The sequence below is a fragment of the Bifidobacterium angulatum DSM 20098 = JCM 7096 genome (genome assembly GCF_001025155.1).
GTDB classification, from domain to species: Bacteria; Actinomycetota; Actinomycetes; order Actinomycetales; family Bifidobacteriaceae; genus Bifidobacterium; species Bifidobacterium angulatum.
Genome location: NZ_AP012322.1, coordinates 847,068 through 863,698 on the forward strand (window position 1 = coordinate 847,068; position 16,631 = coordinate 863,698).

Annotated in this window: 17 protein-coding genes; 12 read left to right on the forward strand and 5 right to left on the reverse strand. The window is 57.6% G+C overall.

Translation table 11 applies throughout. The features are described 5' to 3' along the window. Positions 1–54 precede the first annotated feature (54 nt). The 7 genes from pflB (at position 55) to BBAG_RS03415 (ending at position 8,518) form a co-directional block, all read left to right on the forward strand. Positions 55–2,430 (forward strand): formate C-acetyltransferase, encoded by a 2,376-nt coding sequence (gene pflB / locus BBAG_RS03385; RefSeq protein WP_003826118.1) that lies wholly within the window; start codon positions 55–57, stop codon positions 2,428–2,430. Positions 2,431–2,557: 127 nt separating this feature from the next. Next, positions 2,558–3,439: a pyruvate formate-lyase-activating protein gene (pflA, locus tag BBAG_RS03390; protein ID WP_033508193.1), complete on the forward strand. Its 882-nt coding sequence runs from the start codon at positions 2,558–2,560 to the stop codon at positions 3,437–3,439. A 169-nt stretch (positions 3,440–3,608) separates the two neighbouring features. Further along, complete coding sequence (locus BBAG_RS03395) at positions 3,609–4,250, forward strand: DUF3000 family protein (RefSeq protein WP_003826121.1); 642 nt, start codon at positions 3,609–3,611, stop codon at positions 4,248–4,250. After that, complete coding sequence (locus BBAG_RS03400) at positions 4,231–5,535, forward strand: HRDC domain-containing protein (protein WP_161786191.1); 1,305 nt, start codon at positions 4,231–4,233, stop codon at positions 5,533–5,535. The genes BBAG_RS03395 and BBAG_RS03400 overlap by 20 nt, the downstream gene beginning before the upstream one ends. A gap of 54 nt (positions 5,536–5,589) precedes the next feature. Next, complete coding sequence (gene tig, locus BBAG_RS03405) at positions 5,590–6,957, forward strand: trigger factor (RefSeq protein WP_033508191.1); 1,368 nt, start codon at positions 5,590–5,592, stop codon at positions 6,955–6,957. 364 nt (positions 6,958–7,321) lie between these two features. Next, complete coding sequence (gene dtd / locus BBAG_RS03410) at positions 7,322–7,801, forward strand: D-aminoacyl-tRNA deacylase (RefSeq protein ID WP_003826129.1); 480 nt, start codon at positions 7,322–7,324, stop codon at positions 7,799–7,801. Positions 7,802–7,813: 12 nt separating this feature from the next. Beyond that, positions 7,814–8,518 carry a GNAT family N-acetyltransferase gene (locus BBAG_RS03415; RefSeq protein WP_003826131.1) on the forward strand — a complete coding sequence of 235 codons (705 nt, stop codon included), beginning with the start codon at positions 7,814–7,816 and terminating at the stop codon, positions 8,516–8,518. Here BBAG_RS03415 and BBAG_RS03420 read toward each other — a convergent pair. Together BBAG_RS03420 and BBAG_RS03425 are read right to left on the reverse strand one after the other, a co-directional pair. Continuing rightward, on the reverse strand, positions 8,515–9,261 hold the full coding sequence (locus BBAG_RS03420; protein WP_231855895.1) for a YdcF family protein: 747 nt from the start codon (positions 9,259–9,261) through the stop codon (positions 8,515–8,517). The two genes, BBAG_RS03415 and BBAG_RS03420, sit on opposite strands and share 4 nt — an antisense overlap. Positions 9,262–9,488: 227 nt before the next feature. Then, positions 9,489–10,223, reverse strand: coding sequence for a metallophosphoesterase (locus BBAG_RS03425; protein WP_033508327.1), 735 nt, complete (start codon positions 10,221–10,223; stop codon positions 9,489–9,491). Between the two features lie 278 nt (positions 10,224–10,501). Between BBAG_RS03425 and BBAG_RS03430 the strand changes: the two genes are divergently transcribed. The 3 genes from BBAG_RS03430 (at position 10,502) to BBAG_RS08275 (ending at position 12,364) form a co-directional block, all read left to right on the forward strand. Continuing rightward, positions 10,502–11,179 carry a hypothetical protein gene (locus BBAG_RS03430; protein ID WP_003826135.1) on the forward strand — a complete coding sequence of 226 codons (678 nt, stop codon included), beginning with the start codon at positions 10,502–10,504 and terminating at the stop codon, positions 11,177–11,179. A gap of 357 nt (positions 11,180–11,536) precedes the next feature. Next, positions 11,537–11,962, forward strand: a complete 426-nt coding sequence (locus BBAG_RS03435) for a nucleotidyltransferase family protein (RefSeq protein ID WP_052941861.1) — start codon at positions 11,537–11,539, stop codon at positions 11,960–11,962. A gap of 9 nt (positions 11,963–11,971) precedes the next feature. Further along, a complete protein-coding gene (locus BBAG_RS08275; RefSeq protein ID WP_003826140.1) occupies positions 11,972–12,364 on the forward strand; it encodes a HepT-like ribonuclease domain-containing protein in 393 nt (130 codons plus the stop codon). Positions 12,365–12,581: 217 nt separating this feature from the next. On the opposite strand, the gene BBAG_RS03445 is transcribed toward BBAG_RS08275, so the two are convergent. The 3 genes from BBAG_RS03445 to BBAG_RS08560 form a co-directional block, all read right to left on the reverse strand. Continuing rightward, entirely contained in the window at positions 12,582–14,048 is a 1,467-nt protein-coding gene (locus BBAG_RS03445; protein ID WP_003826143.1) for a hypothetical protein, read from the reverse strand. Positions 14,049–14,150: 102 nt separating this feature from the next. Beyond that, positions 14,151–14,597: a hypothetical protein gene (locus tag BBAG_RS03450; protein WP_003826145.1), complete on the reverse strand. Its 447-nt coding sequence runs from the start codon at positions 14,595–14,597 to the stop codon at positions 14,151–14,153. Positions 14,598–14,738: 141 nt separating this feature from the next. Next, positions 14,739–14,903 carry a hypothetical protein gene (locus BBAG_RS08560; protein ID WP_003826148.1) on the reverse strand — a complete coding sequence of 55 codons (165 nt, stop codon included), beginning with the start codon at positions 14,901–14,903 and terminating at the stop codon, positions 14,739–14,741. 216 nt (positions 14,904–15,119) lie between these two features. On the opposite strand from BBAG_RS08560, the gene BBAG_RS03455 reads away from it, so the two are divergent. Then, on the forward strand, positions 15,120–15,815 hold the full coding sequence (locus tag BBAG_RS03455) for a DUF1819 family protein (protein ID WP_003826149.1): 696 nt from the start codon (positions 15,120–15,122) through the stop codon (positions 15,813–15,815). Positions 15,816–15,833: 18 nt separating this feature from the next. Next, positions 15,834–16,541, forward strand: coding sequence for a DUF1788 domain-containing protein (locus BBAG_RS03460; protein WP_026646063.1), 708 nt, complete (start codon positions 15,834–15,836; stop codon positions 16,539–16,541). Positions 16,542–16,631 lie beyond the last annotated feature (90 nt).

The window sequence follows — 16,631 nt, forward strand, 5'->3', positions numbered from 1 at the left end:
TGGAGTGGCGCGGCATACAGGAGTGCCGCCTCTAAGCAACACCAAGGAGTGGATATGGTAACAGTCGAAGCATCTGCACCTACCCAGGAAGAACTGAACGCAACGGCGTGGGATGGCTTCACGGGTGGCAACTGGCAGTCGGACATCGATGTCCGCGACTTCATCCAGAAGAACTACACCCCGTACGAAGGCGACGAATCGTTCCTCGCCAACGCTACCGAGAAGACCAAGCATCTGTGGAAGTATCTGGACGACAACTATCTGGCCGTCGAACGCAAGCAGCGTGTGTACGATGTGGACACCCACACCCCTGCGGGCATCGACGCCTTCCCGGCCGGCTACATCGATTCCCCCGAGGTCGACAATGTGATCGTCGGCCTGCAGACCGACGTTCCCTGCAAGCGTGCCATGATGCCGAACGGTGGCTGGCGTATGGTCGAGCAGGCCATCCGCGAGGCGGGCAAGGAGCCCGATCCGCAGATCAAGAAGATCTTCACCAAGTACCGCAAGACCCACAATGACGGCGTCTTCGGCGTGTACACCAAGCAAATCAAGGTCGCTCGTCACAACAAGATCCTCACCGGCCTGCCGGATGCCTACGGCCGTGGCCGTATCATCGGTGACTACCGTCGTGTGGCCCTGTACGGCGTCAACGCCCTGATCAAGTTCAAGCAGCGCGACAAGGACTCCGTCCCGTACCGCAACGACTTCACCGAGCCGGAGATCGAGCACTGGATCCGCTTCCGCGAAGAGCATGACGAGCAGATCAAGGCCCTCAAGCAGCTCATCAACCTCGGCAACGAGTATGGCCTGGATCTGTCCCGCCCGGCGCAGACCGCCCAGGAGGCCGTGCAGTGGACCTACATGGGCTACCTCGCCTCCGTCAAGAGCCAGGACGGTGCCGCTATGTCGTTCGGCCGTGTCTCCGACTTCTTCGACATCTACATCGAGCGTGATATGAAGGCCGGCAAGCTCACTGAGGAAGGCGCTCAGGAGCTTATCGACAACCTGGTCATGAAGCTGCGCATCGTGCGCTTCCTGCGTACCAAGGACTACGACGCCATCTTCTCCGGCGATCCGTACTGGGCGACCTGGTCCGACGCCGGTTTCGGCGACGACGGCCGTACCCTGGTCACCAAGACCTCGTTCCGCCTGCTCAACACCCTGACCCTTGAGCATCTTGGACCCGGCCCGGAACCGAACATCACCATCTTCTGGGATCCGAAGCTGCCGGAAGCCTACAAGCGCTTCTGCGCCAGGATCTCCATCGACACCTCTGCCATCCAGTACGAATCCGATAAGGAGATTCGTGGACACTGGGGCGACGATGCCGCCATCGCCTGCTGCGTGTCCCCGATGCGCGTGGGCAAGCAGATGCAGTTCTTCGCCGCTCGTGTGAACTCCGCCAAGGCGCTGCTGTACGCCATCAACGGCGGCCGCGACGAGATGACCGGCATGCAGGTCATCGACAAGGGCGTGATCGATCCGATCAAGCCGGAAGCCGACGGCACCCTGGACTATGAGAAGGTCAAGGCCAACTACGAGAAGGCTCTCGAATGGCTGTCCGAGACCTACGTGATGGCGCTGAACATCATCCATTACATGCACGATAAGTACGCATACGAGTCCATCGAGATGGCTCTGCACGACAAGGAGGTCTACCGCACCCTCGGCTGCGGCATGTCCGGCCTGTCCATCGCGGCCGACTCCCTGTCCGCATGCAAGTACGCCAAGGTCTACCCGATCTACAACAAGGACGCCAAGACCACTCCGGGCCACGAGAACGAATACGTCGAAGGCGCGGACGACGATCTGATCGTCGGCTACCGCACCGAAGGCGAGTTCCCGGTTTACGGCAATGACGACGATCGTGCCGACGACATCGCCAAGTGGGTTGTCTCCACCGTGATGGGCCAGGTCAAGCGCCTGCCCGTCTACCGTGGCGCCGTTCCGACCCAGTCCATCCTGACCATCACCTCCAACGTGGAATACGGCAAGGCCACCGGCGCCTTCCCGTCCGGCCACAAGAAGGGCACCCCGTATGCTCCGGGCGCCAACCCGGAGAACGGCATGGACTCCCACGGCATGCTGCCGTCCATGTTCTCGGTCGGCAAGATCGACTACAACGACGCCCTTGACGGCATCTCGCTGACCAACACCATCACCCCTGACGGTCTGGGTCGCGACGAGGGTGAGCGTATCACCAACCTCGTGGGCATTCTGGACGCCGGCAACGGCCATGGCCTGTACCACGCCAACATCAACGTGCTGCGCAAGGAGCAGCTTGAGGATGCCGTCGAGCATCCGGAGAAGTACCCGCACCTGACCGTGCGCGTCTCCGGCTACGCGGTGAACTTCGTCAAGCTCACCAAGGAGCAGCAGCTCGACGTGATCAGCCGTACCTTCCACCAGGGTGCAGTGGTCGACTGATTCGTTGGCTGGCATAATAGCCGATGACGCCGCTCAGCGGCGATAGCGAGGGGCGGAGCTGGATGAGTTCCGCCCCTCTGCTTGTGATACGTACAAACCCATCCAAGGATGACCAAGGAGCGCAACGATGACCGAAACCTCGCAATTCCGCAGTACCACACGTCATATGCTTCGCGAATCGAAGGAATATGCGTCCCAAACCCTGATGGGAGGCCTTTCCGGATTCGAATCGCCGATCGGCCTCGATAGAAGGGACAGGCTGCATGCGTTGAAGACCGGTGACATCGGCTTCGTGCACTCATGGGACATCAACACGTCCGTGGACGGTCCGGGCACACGCATGACGGTGTTCATGAGCGGCTGCCCGCTGCGATGCCAATACTGCCAGAATCCCGACACGTGGAAGATGCGTGACGGCAAGCCGGTGTATTTGGAGGCGATGATCAAGAAGATCGACCGTTACGCCGACCTGTTCAAGGCGACCGGCGGTGGCATCACGTTCTCCGGCGGCGAGTCGATGATGCAGCCGGCATTCGTCTCTCGCGTATTCCATGCGGCCAAGCAGATGGGCGTGCATACCTGCCTCGATACCTCCGGCTTTCTGAACACGAATTACACGGACGAGATGCTTGACGATATCGATCTGTGTCTGCTGGATGTCAAATCCGGTGACGAGGAGACCTACCACAAGGTGACAGGCGGCGTACTGCAGCCGACCATCGACTTCGGACAGCGTCTGGCCAAGGCCGGCAAGAAGATCTGGGTGCGTTTCGTGCTGGTTCCGGGGCTCACCTCCAGCGAGGAGAACGTCGAGAACGTGGCAAGGATCTGCGAGAGCTTCGGAGACGCGGTGGAGCATATCGACGTGCTGCCGTTCCATCAGCTTGGCCGGCCGAAATGGCATGAGCTGCGCATCGACTACCCGCTGGAGAACCAGAAGGGGCCGAACGAGGCCATGCGCAAGCGTGTGGCCGACCAGTTCAAGGCGCACGGCTTCGTCGTATACTAATCGTTTTGCCCGGTTCGCCGGGAGCCGTTCGCGCCGCCAGCCGCATAGCGGTAGGCGCTGGCGCGAACGGCGTGCAACTACCGCCTTTTGCCGGTCGCGTCACGACAAAAAACAATGCGACCGCGCGTCAATCCGCGCCGAACGGCGTTCCGGCACGTAGCCTAGAAGCATGGCCGAGATTTTCTCTTTTCCTGAGGGGATCGCTCCGCGGGCTCAGGATTCGCAAGCGCATCTGCCGCCTCGCCCACAAGGCGTGCCGGATGAGGTCTGGCGCGCTGTGGAATCCGTCCGCGCCATGCGCACTGTGCCCGGCGTCCATTATCGAGAAATCCCCGTTCCCTCCACTCTGGCCGATTACGGCATCGGCGTCGCGCTTGGCATCGAGGCCAGCGACGCGTATTCCCATCGTCACCGTCAGCAGGCAAATGGCTGGATCATGCTGTTGTACGGCCGAAGGTTCTACGAGGAATGGAACAGCAGGTGGCGATGCGTGTGCTTTGCGCAGCTGCCCCTCGAATCCAGCGAAAACGACGGTCTTGCACCATCCCTGTATTGGGAGGATATGTGCGAGTATCTGGGCGATGTGGTGCCGGACAGCGTCGGCGGCACGGTGAGCATCACGCAGAACACGGCGTTTGGTTCGCAGGGTGCTGATACGTTTGCAGGCTGTGAGATACGTGTCTCCTACACGCCGGCGATCCCACCCGCATGCGGATTCGACCCCGGTGCCTGTGTGGAGACATGGGCCGAATTTCTAAAATCCACCGTTCGCGGTGAAGGAGAATCACGCGTTGAGCGAAATTATGCATGAGCCACGGTTGCAGTCCGAACCACGCGGGGGAGTGCCCGATGTGATCGACACCGTAGAAGGGTTCAACGACGCATGCGATGAGCTTGCCGCGGCATCTGGGTCCTTGGCGGCCGACGCCGAACGGGCTTCGGGATTCCGCTATGGGCATGAGGATTGGCTGGTGCAGTTCAAACGCGAGGGGGTGGGAATCTTCCTGTTCGACCCGATCGCGTTGACTGCCGCCGGAGCCGATTGGGGCAGGTTCAACCGTGCGGTGGGCGATGCGACGTGGATTATTCACGACGCCATGATGGACCTTCCGGGCTTTGCGCAAATCGGCATGACACCGCAACGCCTGTTCGACACCGAAATGGCGGCGCGCATGCTCGGGCTGAGCCGTTTCGGCCTGGCGGCCGTCACCGAACGGTATCTGGGCATCACGCTCGCCAAAGAGCATTCTGCAGCCGACTGGTCGTACAGGCCGCTGCCGCGTGACTGGCGCAACTATGCGGCATTGGATGTGGAACTGCTCATCGAATTGGAGCGTAAGATGCGGGCCGATCTGAAGGCCAGCGGCAAGGAGGAATGGGCCGAGGAGGAGTTCCGCCATATCCTCGCCGAAGGCACATCGGGCAAACCCCGCCATGTACACCCCGTGCCCTGGCTGCGGATCTCGCGTATCACCATGCTCAAAGGCGACCGCAGGGCGCTTGCCGTGGCACGAGCGCTCTGGACCAAGAGGGATGAGCTCGCCAGCCAGCACGACATCGCGCCGACGCTGCTGCTATCCGACCAGGCGATTATCGAGGCGGCGTTGAAGAAGCCGCATAACGCCCGGGAATTCCGTGCCATTCGCTCGTTGAACGAGCGTGTACGTATTCAGACCGGCAGCGAGCAGGACAAGATGTTCGAACGGTATGCGCCGATTCAACGTGCGATCAAGCCGTCCGTATGGAAACACGAGATTCAGGAGGCGCTCGCCTTGCCGGAATCCGAACTGCCTGTGATGCCGTCATCGCCCGACAAGGACGGTGCCGAAGCGAATGCGCCCAAATCGATGCGCGTATGGTCCACGCGCCACCCGAAACGCGCGGAGACCCTGAAAAAGGCCAGACGCGCCTTGAACCAGATCGCCGAAGACACGTCAACTCCCGCCGACGTGCTTCTCAAACCGCAGATTCTCAAGAATCTATGCTGGACGGATAATCCGGAACGGCGTGACGTTGCCGAGTTCCTTACCAGGCAGGGCGCGCGCGACTGGCAGGTGCGGCTTATCGCAGCGTCCTTAAGCCACGCTATAGTATGAGAGTTGTGCCTAACGGCAAAAAAGAACAAACACGACTTTGCAGGAGCGTTTAGCGTGAAGATCAGCGTTCGTAACCTCGAACCCACCAAGGTGAAGCTCACCGTTACCGTCGACCAGGAAGAGTTCGACCCGTATCTGGATGAAGCCCGTAAGAACATCGCCAAGGAAGTGAACATCCCCGGTTTCCGTAAGGGCCATGTTCCCGGCAAGCTCGTCGAGCAGCGTTTCGGCTTTGGTGCCGTCGCTGGCGAGGCTGTCAACGGCGCCGTTCCGGAGCTGTACTCCAAGGCCCTGGAAGAGAAGAAGATCCGCCCGATGGCCGAGCCGGAGTTCGATGTCGTCGACATCCCGGAATCCGCCAAGGATGAGAAGAAGCTGAAGTTCACCGCCACCGTCGAGCGTCGCCCTGAGTTCGACCTGCCGGAGACTGAAGGCATGGAGATCGCCATCGCCGCTCCGGAAATCAAGGACGAGGACGTCGACAAGCGCCTTGAGGCTCTGCGTCAGCGCTTCGGCACCCTGGTGAGCGTCGATCGCCCGGCCGCCAAGGGCGACTTCGCCAACATCGACCTGAACGCCGAGATCGACGGCGAATCCGTCGACTCCCAGGAAGGCGTGAGCTACGAGCTCGGCTCCAACACCATGCTTGACGGCCTGGATGAGGCTCTTGACGGCCTGTCCGCCGGCGAGGAGACCACCTTCGAAGGCACCTTGGAAGCGGGCGAGCACGAGGGCCAGAAGGCTCAGATCAAGGTCAAGGTCAACTCCGTCAAGGCTGAGGAGCTGCCGGAGCTCGACGACGAGTTCGCTCAGGAAGCCTCCGAGTTCGACACCCTGGACGAGCTCAAGGCCGACATCCGCAAGGCCGCCGCTCAGGACGCCAAGGGTCGCCAGGCCACTGAGGCTCGCGACGCCTTCATCGCCAAGCTCGAAGAGGGCCTGGAGATTCCGGTGCCGAAGGGTGTGAAGGCCAACATGATTGAGCAGCAGCTCAAGAACGTGACCGCCGATCCGAAGAAGGCCACCAAGGAGCAGAAGGCCGAGGCCGAGGAAGCCGTCGAGAAGGAACTGCGCGACCAGATGGTGCTCGATGCTCTGGCTGAGAAGCTGGACGTGCAGGTCTCTCAGGCCGACGTGTTCAACTTCCTCGCTTCCATCGCCCAGCAGTACGGCATGGATCCGAACGCCTTCATCCAGGCCATCATGCGTAACGGCCAGCTTGGCTCCGCCGTGCAGGAAGTCGCCCGTTCCAAGGGTCTGCTTGCCGGTATGCGCGCAGTGAAGTTCACCGCCGACGGCGAAGTCGTCGACCTGTCCGACTTCCTGGGCAACGCCGCTGAAGAAGAGGAAGAGGAGTCCGTCGAGGCCGCTTCCGCCGCTGCAGCCGTGGCCGACGAGCTGAGCGCCAAGGACGGCGAGTGAGCCGTTAACGGCTTGTGCCGGTGTACCGTGTAGGCCTGTTGGTCTGACGGTTGTCTAGCGTCAAGGGCTGGGATCTTAATACGAGGTCCCAGCCCTTTGCCGTATTCCACGTGTGTTTCGTGTCGCAACCGTTCGCAACATGCCAAACATTGCGGACTATGATGGCAAGCGTCAACGAAGATGTCATCTTATGGATTGCAAGGTTGCAATGACACGGGAAATTCAGACCATTGCCAATATCGGTTCGGGTACCATGGGGCATGCCACAGCGCACTGCGACCATGATTTGCGGTTCGCGGTGCGCCGAAATGGTATGAGGCCCGGCGCGTAGGATATAAGCGTTCGGCTAGGCGAAGGAGAACGAATGAGAATCGTATTGCAGCGGGTGAGTCACGGTTCGGTGGATGTGCTTGATGAAGAGACGGGGAAGCGGGATCTGACATTCGAGCCGCAAACCATAGGCCAGGGGTATGTACTGCTTGTTGGGGTGAGTGATACGGACGGCGACGAGCAGATTGCGTGGCTCGTGCATAAGATCGCCAACCTGCGCGTGTTCGAGGATGAGAACGGCAAGATGAACCTGTCTATCGGCAGTGTCGGCGGTTCGATTCTGTCCATTTCGCAGTTCACGCTGTTCGCCGACGTGCGCAAGGGCAATCGTCCAAGCTTCGTCAAGGCAGGCGCCCCCGACCATGCCAAGCAGGTGTGGCTGCGGTTCAACGACGCGCTGCGTGCCGAAGGTCTGGACGTGAAGGAAGGGCGTTTTGGTGCGCATATGCGCGTGGATATCGCCAACGACGGGCCCGTCACCATCGTGATGGACACCGACGAGCTTATGAAGTGAGGACTGCAGGATATGCAGGCCGATGAGGTTCATATTCGCCGGCTCAGACGAGCCGACTACCCCGCATTGGTGGAACTGATTCGCCAAACATGGTATGCGGATCAGACGGATGGGGATACTGGCGGCCATGAGCCGGCTGATCGTGCACGTCGTCACAGCGTGGCATGGCGTCTTGCCGCCATCGACGCGCACGACTGCCTGGCGCGAGCCACGCATGCCGCAGTAGCCGAACAAAACGGGCGGGTGCTTGGCGTGATACTCGGATCCATTCCCATGAACGTGACGCGTGCGCAAGTGCTGCGGCACCGCCTGAGGCAGGCACGCTTGGCATTGCCCATGCTGGCAAGTGGGGCAGGCAGAAACGGGCTGTGCGAACAGCTGGGCATACTGCACGCCGATCGGACGCTCACACGCACCGTGGGCAAAACCTACCAGGCTGAAATCGCGTTGTTCCTCGTTTCGCCCGAAGCCAAAGGGCATGGTGTCGGCGGTCGGCTGTTCGCCCATATGCTCGACTGGTTCCAGGCGATCGGTGTCAGCGAATATTTCCTCTTCACCGACACCACCTGCGACTACGGGTTTTATGAGCATAAGGGACTGGAACGCATGGCTGCTGAAACGCTTTCCCTCGCGCCCGGTGAAACGCTGAACTGTTTCCTATACGAGGGGCATGTGGATGATACAGAGCTGGCGGAAACGAGGATCGTCGAATCCTAGCGTTTCACCAGATATTTCAGTTCGGCGAAGAACTCGCGCAGCATATTGTTCACCAGCATGTCGCCAGGCGAACCGGAGGCGATGCCCTGTGCGTTTGCCAGCCCCTGGTCGCGTGCGATCTGCATGGCGCGCGCCACATGGAAATCGCTGGTGATGATGCCGATGCTCGCATTGCGCTTCGTCATGAGCCTGCGGCTGTTGGCGATATTCTGCCTGGTGTCTTTCGACTTGGACTCCCTGATGATGCGCGATGCAGCGATGCCATGCCGTTCCAGGTATTCGGCCATGCCCTGCGCCTCGGGGAACGGCTCGTTCGCGCCCTTGCCACCGGACACAATGCATATGGTGTTCGGGTTGGACTCAAGATAGTCGATGGCCTTATCAAGCCGATACTGCAACACCAGGCTCGGACGGGTCTTATGCACCTGCGCGCCAAGTACGATCACATAATCCAATCCCGGTTCACCAGCGGCGCGCATGCCACTGATTACCCAACCTTCGACCGCACCAAAACAGATAAGACCCGTGCAAAGCACCACGGCGCATACCCGGCGCACCACTTTCGGCAGTGCCTTCCACCAGCCGAACCATACTGCAAGGCCGGCAGCCACGAATACGCACGCGATGACAATCCACATCATCCAAAAACTCGTGCCCGAGTGCGCTGTCCACACATGCACGCCGTAGGCTGTGCTCGCCAGTGCCGCCACCATGCAGATCCCCAGTGCCACTCGTTTACCCATATTCGCTCCCTTCATGTCGCCTTATTCTACCGGGATGCGGTTGGGGGCCGATACTGACCGGGCATACCGGCTCTGGTTCTTCGCAAATAGCCTTCCCCCAAAACGCTTGTTGGCTTGCTTGTGGCACTGTTTGACGATTACGGCGAGTATGAGCGTTGGAATTCCAACGCTCATACTTCGGGTTTCGGCATTCGAGTGCCACAAACAAGCCAAGTAACGAAAATGGGCTATGCAACAAACCATTCAAGGATCTGCTGTTCGCTGACGGGCTTGAAACCCCACGCATCAAGCCCCACATTCACGCTGAGTGGATCGGTGCCGTCGGGAACGTCCTGGTGCGTATGACCATAGAGCAGCCAACCTTCGGTGGTCAGTGCCACATCGGCGAACTTGTTCCAGTTTTCCGGCCAGTTGCCGTGTTCTTCGGCCAATGCCGAGAGTCTGGGAAAGTGGCTCATGGCGATGCTTTGATGCGCGGTCGCCGCCGTTATCTTGCCGGAGCCGTCAAGGACGGGAAGCTCCATGTCGATTTCACGGTAGTCGTCGATGGTCTCGAACACGTTCTCGTATAGCGCGTCATTGGACCGGAGACGGAAGTTGCGGTCGTGGTTGCCGATGATTAGATGCAGATGACGGCAGTTGATGCGGCGCAGGCAGTCGAGCGTGTGTTCGACGGTGCAGCGGTAGGAGAGGTCGCCGAGAATCCAGAGCTCGTCGTCGCGCCCGACGAGCTCGTTGATGTTGCCGATGATGGTGTTCTCATGGCGTGCGATGTCGCAGATCGCTTTGAACGACGTCTGATTGTCGCGCACATATTGTTTGATCCACGCGTGAGCGGCGGCACGTCCCTGCGCCTGCCAGACATCACGGTATTCGGCGCGGAGCCTGCCATTGTTCAGGAATCCGCGCAGTGCGGTGACCAGAGGGTGGCCGAAATGCGTGTCCGAAGTGAAATAGCGCATGTGATTCCTTACGGTATGCGATTGCTGGATGCCTTTATCAATGATAGAGCGCAACATTACGCGAATAGCCCTCCCCAAAACACTTGTTGGCTTGTTTGTGGCATTGTTTGGCGATTATGGCGAGTATGAGCGTTGGAATTCCAACGCTCATACTTCGGGTTTCGGCGTTCGAGTGCCACAAATAAAGCAGCTAGCGAAAATGGGCCGGCTTGATTTGTCCGGTAGATAGTAGTGAATAATTACATGACGAGGCAGATTGGGGCTTACCGGGAGGTGCGATGGTTCGAGCGGTGATTTACACGGATTTCGACGGTGTGCTGAACGCGTTCCCCGATGATAAGGTGCTTCGGCGGGGAGGGGTCGGCCATACGCAATGGCTGAAGGAAGGTGACCCACGTAAGGAACTGTACGATTCCGAGCGTGCGTTTCCCCTGACGGGCAATGAGCAGGTGCGTACGGGGCATGGGCGCTTCCGTGTGCACTGGTCGCGCGAGCTTGCCGGCATGATGCATGACCTGGCCCTTTCCGGCAGCGTTGAATTGAACTGGCTGACCACATGGCAACCGTATTGTTCAAGGGTGCTTGACCCCATGCTTGGTTGGGATCCGGGAATTGAACGGACTGTTGTCTGGTACGACCCGGTCACTAACGAGCGGAGATGGACCGGCAAGCTCGCGGAGATTATGTCACGTGTCCGGTTCGAACGGCGACAGCAGGAGCCGTTGCCGATTGTCTGGATTGATGACGAGGAATGCTGTTTCTCGGCGAAGATGCAGATTGAATCGCTGGAACCTGCGGCACCGGTGCTTATGGTGAGACCGGACGAGCGTATCGGTATCAGCCGTCGCCAGTGGCAGCTGATTTGTGACTTTATTGATGATTCGAGTGGCTTCCTGCCTGTCAGCTTGGATGAGGAGAGCACGGTCCGCGATCATGCGGCGCATGTGGGGCTGTGAGGGGATGAAGCATTGCGGGGCATGCGTACTGATGGAGGTTAATCAGAGGAGTTCCGTGAAAAACAAAAAACTGATGTTTCCACAGCTGATACACCGCGTATGTTTTGTCGTATCCTTTAACGAATATCTGGGGGCGCCAATCAGGTGCATGTTCATCAGATGGGTTCGAAAGTGAGCGAGAAGCCCCGGTCTTTGCCAATAACTTGCGATGAGGATTATTACGGATAAAGTTCGTCCCTGTTTGACGCTCTAGACGGTAATTAGCTTGTAGGCTAATATATCGGTATGGGAACAATACATGAGCTTAACGAAAAGCGCAAGCGATTAGGTTTCTCACAGAAAAGCGTGGCGGAATCCATGGGCGTGACCGCTCCTGTGCTGTCTCGTGCGGTGAAGGGGAATCCGACACAGGCTTTTACCCGGCGTTATCAGGATGCGCTTGACGCGATTTCGCGGGACACCACGCCTCAGCAGATAGCGGAGATTGCTCGTCCTATCGCGCTGCGGCATCATGTCAATGAACTGTACCTGTTCGGTTCCATGGCCCGCGGCGAGGGGCGTGCGGATTCGGATATCGATTTCATCTACCAGTTTGATGACACGGCCGATTCGATGATCGATGAATGGGATTTGCGCGACGATCTCGCGTCTACTTTCGGACGTCAGATCGATTTAGTGAAAAAGCAATACATCACCACTGAATTGCAGGATCGGTTGGCCGAGATACAGCGAGTGCTGTTCGTCAATTCCATAACGTCCCAGCCGATGTTCCGTATTGTTTAGGGGCATGCCATGAACGCGCTGGAGAAAGACGCCTTGCATATTGTCGCGATAGTTCGTGCGCTTACCGATGCGCAACGATTCCTCGGGCCATTGAGCGCAGAAGAATTTGCAGACAATGACGAAAAGCAGAATGCCGTGGCTATGGCGATTGCCAGAGCGGGGGAGCATGTCAAGAAGCTCTCGAAAGAATTTCGTGAATCGGAATCCGGCGTTCCATGGTGTGGGGTGAGTGGCATGCGCGACTGGATCGCCCATGATTACGACGGACTTGATTTTGATCGCCTGTACTATGCCGTAACCCATGAAGTACCGGAGGTGTTGGCGGTTCTACAACCATATGTGGAACAACAGGCGCAGATACAGCTCACAAAGAGGAATCCTTTCGATGTGCCGCGGATCTGAGAGGAGGGCTCTGCTTATAACGCGCTAGCTTTGGGTAGATTATTCTCATCTGAGGCTAATCACAAGTTGTCTGAGGATATTCTCAGGGATATGTTTCGCGTGGAAGCTTGGGCATACGGGTTGCTGGCTGAGGGGGCATACAGAACGTTAAAAAGTGAGCCGGGAGCATATATCCTAAACCGAACGCACCCCCTCAGACCATAGCGCGGGTCTTGGTTTATTTCTTGCCCCACCCGAACTTGGGCAGTTTGATCTCCGGGAGCTGTTTCAATCCGTCTGCTATTCCTTTGCCAAGCTGCTGCACTCCGTCGGCTATCCCGGCGCCTGCGTCCTGAGCACCTTTTGCGATGGCGTCGCCCGCATCCTGCGCGATGTGCGCGGCCTGGTTTCCGGCGTCCTGCATTCCCTTGGCAACGGCGGCACCGGTGCTCTGAGCGCCATTCGCTATCGCATTGCCGACGTCTTGGACGGCGTGTGCGGTCTGCTGCCTGGCATTCTGCAAGGCCTTGCCGGTGTCGTCTACGGCCTTGCCCGCGGCTTCGATCCAGGTGGGACCGTCTTCGACATGCAGATGAATGTGCTCAAGTTGCAATGTGTTGGCGAATGCATTGAGATTGCTGGTGATGCTTTCGATGTTGGCAATGGCATGAGGTGAACTGTATGGGTTCAGCAGCACCTTCCCACCTACGATTCCAGCCTTCGTTTCCAGTTGCCTGCCCAATGCGTTGAGTGACTGCTCGATTTCCGCAAGACGCTTGTTCCTGGCAAGCACGATGCCCTTCTTGTATGCTTCGAGCTGTTCAGGCTCCTCTTGGCATACGCGCGCGAGCTCGATGCAGGAGACCTGATCCTGCATCCTGACTGCGGATGCGAGCATGCCCAACCACTGGTGGATCTCCTGACGAATCTGCTGGGTCAGCGGGCGAACCTGCTTGGGATCCTGCTCGCGTTCCACCTTCTCGGTGAGGCCCTTGATTTTGGCGATCGCATACGCTTGGATGGTGGCGATGTCTTGCGGGCAGCCTGACATCTTGGACCATGTGGTCTCGCTGATCGACCCGACCTGCTGGTAGATGAGCATGGTTTCGTCAATCATGTGGGATATCCCGGCGAGCTTGCTGACGGTCTGATCCTTCTGATCGCGTAGCAGATCATCGAGCTTCGCATCGATTTCCTTCAGATAATCGGTGATTTCGGAGACGGCCTGTTCCAGAGCCATCTGTGCCATGACGCCGCTGATGCCGGTGAGTAAAGCGGGGTTGAGCTGCCCAGGCTGGGTGAATTGCAGATGTTTGATGATGCGCCCGTTCGGTTGCCGTACAACACCGGCTTGGAACGGTCCCTTCTTACAGTTCTTGCCGTATTTGACGACCAGCTCAGCCGATTCCTTGGTGAGTTTTACCCATCGCCCGCTTTCGGCCATGGCATTGCCGGCTGCCTGTGCGCCTTTGCTGGCCGATGAGATGGTCTGCACGGCTTTGGCTGTGAATGCTTTGGAATCGAAGCCCTCATCCTTGAGCCAGAGATCTATGGTACCGGCGTCGCCGAGGAAGACGATGCCTTGTTCATCTTGGATGATGGTGACGCTTTGCGTGTCGTCTGGATTGTTGTTCCCGGTGTTGGCATCGGCATCACTGTCTCCGCCTTCGAATGGGATGAGTTCGTTGGAATCGTCGTCGATCATGGTTATTCCCTTCAAATCCACCTGGTAGCAGTATACGACCGGTAAGTGCGTTGATGCGCTTGGGAGTGGCGGGGAACAGGTATGCAAGCGGTGGGGAAGTGGTCAGTCTTCGATCTGGGCATCGCCCGAGTCAAGGGACTGGAAGATCTCGTTGAACAGGGCCTCGGTTTGTGCCTGGAGCTTTTCCAAGCGGATCTTATGCTCGCTGCCGGTTGTGGATCTGTTCATGGTGTCCATAAGACGAAGGCTTTGCAGGGTGCTTTTCCATCGTTCGACTGGTGCGTTTACGGGAAATCGGTCGGCATATTGCTCCAGTGTCTCCTCGATGGTGTCAAGTTGCTTGGCGACTCTTGCTGATGGGCTAAGGGCGGCAGGCAGATGCATGTTCGTGGCGGCCTGCTTGAGTTTGCTGCCTACCTGTTGCTCGCTGACAAGCTGCGCCACCTTCTGCATGTTCTCCGGGTTGACCGCGATATCGACCGCCGTTTTGACAGCATAGGTCGCCGCCGATGTGACGATCCCCTTCAGAAACCCACCTTTGCGCGTCATCGGTTACCCCTTTCAACACGGAAACTCTTCTAGGAACAGTGTAGTTCAGAAAAGGCGGATCAGATGTTGTCTGAAAACATCATTGCGTGTCTTCTACCTGGGACGTCTTTCGGGGGATGCCTCGTCTCCAGAAGCAGATTTTCAGCGGAAATCCTTCCCGGTTTCTTTGCGGAGTGTCGCAAGCTTTTTGTCCTTGCGGGCCTTTCTTCCGTCTGTGTTTCGAATGGTGCCAGTTGGAAGATCATGCTTCTTTTCATAGGTATCAACAGTGCAATCACTTCTTGTTTTTCGGACCTTACTGAACATGGTGTGTCTCCTTCGACTTCAGCTCGTTCTAAGTTTGTGCACTACCTATATTACTTGTTGCCAGAATGCTGAACAGTGAATATCGGAAGAGGTTTCAAAATGATGCGGTGAGGGGTTGCAGGCATGACTTGGATGTCGTGATTATTCCAGACCTAGGAATATTCTGAAATATTCTTGTGTCTTAACGTTGATGTCTTAGCAAAGGGAGGAATATGCATGGCGGGCTCGTACGGTGCGGAAGCGACGCAGGGGGAGCGGTACCGGCTTTCCTTCACTGTCGGCGGACTTCTTGCCTCGCAGGGCCGGGCGCTTGCGGAAATGTATCTGAATCATCTGAATCATCTGAATCATGCAGGCGGCGGCGACGCTGAGTGTTCTTCCCAAACCGAGGTGGGCAAGTCCATTGCCGCGATTCGCCAACAGGCCATCGAGGAAAACGTTCTTGCGATTCGCACGGATTCCGCAAACAGGCGCGTTGTGGCGGAAACTGCTAGGCGGCTCAGTGCGCTCACGGTTGGGGAGCTTGCATATTTGGCAGGCCCGGATTCCTCCACATCCGACCGCGAGGCACTTATGTGGATCGCGATATGCCGTTATTACGCAATCGTTGGGGAATTTGCTGGTGAAGTGCTCAAAAAACATTATCTTGTAGGGAACCTGCATCTTGATTTCGAGGATTATGCTCGCTTCATTGCGGACAAAGCTACATGGCATCCTGAGCTGGAAACCATAAGCGAGGGAACGGCGAAGAAACTCCGGTCCAATCTGTTCAAGGCCATGGTTGAGGCCCATCTGTTCGATAAAAATTCCGACACGGTGGTTTCCTTCCTACCCAGTCCCTCTTTGGCGGATATCCTTATGAAGAGACCAGATTCGTTCGGGTTTTTCCCGATGCGTGAATCATCCTTGTGAGTACGAATGGGGGATAGCATGACCGATTTCATCGCAGGCGTTGAAGCTGCCGATGAGCACCGTGACATTGATGCTGATTTCGCTCATTTGCGCGAGATTATGGAGTCCCGTTCATTCCGGACCAATAGTGGATTGGCCGGTGAGCAGCCTTATTACATTTATGACTATCCGCCTAGGCAGGAGCTTGAGGTCGCCGAACATATCAGGCAATTGGTGAGTCAGCTGCAGACGATGACGCCGAAATATGATGGCGATTATGCTCCGCAGGTGCTCACTCTGGATTTATTCGATGTTGTTCTGGAGATTCTTGGTAATCGCGGCATTCTGGATCGTGTGCTTAACAGGGAGGCAAAACGCCACAGAAAAGTCTCGTCGGATGCGCATACGGATAAGTTTTTAGGACTGCTCGATAACGTGTTGGGCGCGGATACGGCTCAGTTGCCTGATACCATTCGTGATCATTACGAGCAGGCCAAGAGCGAGGGCGGAGCCAATATCGTATTCATTACGGGAATCGGCAAGGTCTACCCGTATATTCGTGCGCATACACTGCTTAACGCGTTGCAAGGGCGCATTGATGATCGCCCATTGGTGCTGTTTTATCCGGGTACGTTCACAAGAAGCGCTACTTCAGGATCGGTCATGTCGCTGTTCAACTGTTTGCCTGGGGATAATTATTATCGTGCGCAAAATCTGCGTGAGATGAGTGTGCGACTGGAGGAATGACAGGAATGACGGCCTAAGGGTTGTTTTGCCGATTTAGGTGGAATGCGAGTAACGCTTGCGAAGTATTCGTTCAAAGAAGAAGGGAACGCA